At 70.8% G+C, this 1,238-nt stretch carries 1 protein-coding gene; it reads right to left on the reverse strand.

Translation table 11 applies throughout. The annotated features are described in order from the left end of the window. Positions 1 to 2: 2 nt before the first annotated feature. On the reverse strand, positions 3 to 1,145 hold the full coding sequence (gene dapE, locus AB4Y86_RS19180; protein WP_441403710.1) for a succinyl-diaminopimelate desuccinylase: 1,143 nt from the start codon (positions 1,143 to 1,145) through the stop codon (positions 3 to 5). Positions 1,146 to 1,238 lie beyond the last annotated feature (93 nt).

The following is a 1,238-nucleotide window of genomic DNA, read 5'->3' on the forward strand; positions in this document are numbered from 1 at the left end:
ACTCAGGAGGGCTGGACGCCCAGCCAGCTCCGTAACGCCCGCAGGCACTCGCGGACCGCTTCGGCGTCGACGTGTTCATCGTCCGTGTGCGCCAGCAGCGCGTCTCCCGGCCCGAAATTAACGGCGGGCACCCCCAGTTCGCTGAATCGTGCGACGTCGGTCCAGCCGTACTTGGGCTTCGGCTCGGCCCCGACGGCCGCCACGAAGGACGCGGCGGCGGGGTGGTTCAGTCCCGGGCGGGCACCGGACGCACCGTCGGTGCGGACCAGTTCGAAGCCGGCCAGCAGCTCGCGCACGTGCTCCTCGGCCTGGTCCAGGGTCTTATCCGGCGCGAAACGGTAGTTGATCTCGACGACGCAGCGGTCCGGGATGACGTTGCCCGCGGTCCCGCCGTTAATCCGCACGGCGTTGAGGCTCTCGCGGTAGTCCAGGCCGTCCACGCTCACGGTTTGCGGCTCGTAGGCTGCCAGCCTGGCCAGGATCGGCGCCGCGGCGTGGATGGCGTTGCTGCCCATCCAGGCCCGCGCCGAGTGGGCCGCCTGGCCCCGGGTGGCCGCCTCGAACCGGATGGTGCCGTTGCAGCCGCCCTCGACGGTCCCGGCCGTGGGCTCCAGCAGGATGGCGAAGTCGCCCCCGAGCAGGGATCCGTGGTTCCGGACCAGCCGGCCGAGGCCGCTCTTGACTCCCTCTACTTCCTCATGGTCGTAGAAGACGAAGGTGACGTCCTTGTCCGGTTCCGCACCGCCGTCGAACAGGCCGGCCGCCAGCGCGAGCTGCACGGCGACGCCGCCCTTCATGTCGGTGGCGCCGCGGCCGTACAAGAGGCCCTCCCCCGGCGCCCCGGAGGGCCAGTACGAGGGAACGGTGCCCAGCGAACCCTCGGTGCCCGGCAGCGGGACGGTGTCAAGATGGCCGGCGAGGATGACCCGTTCGGGCCGGCCGAGGCTGGTGCGGGCGATCAGTGCATCGCCGTCGCGGGTCAGCTCCAGTTGCGGTACGGAGCGGAGGGCATGCTCCACGGCATCGGCGAGCCGGCGTTCCGCCCCCGAGACGCTGAAAATGTCGATGATGTCCGCGGTCAGCAGGGCGACGTCGCGGCGCAGGTCAAGGCGGGCGGGTACAGCGGGGGCTGGGTGTTCAGTCACCGTTCCACTGTATAGTGCCGCCCGTTCCGGCCCCCCGAAATGCCAGCGGGCTGTCACGGGTTTCGGGGAGCGCGGGGGCCGTCTATAGACTTG

The organism is Arthrobacter sp. 2YAF22_2, from assembly GCF_052114645.1.
Taxonomy (GTDB): domain Bacteria; phylum Actinomycetota; class Actinomycetes; order Actinomycetales; family Micrococcaceae; genus Arthrobacter.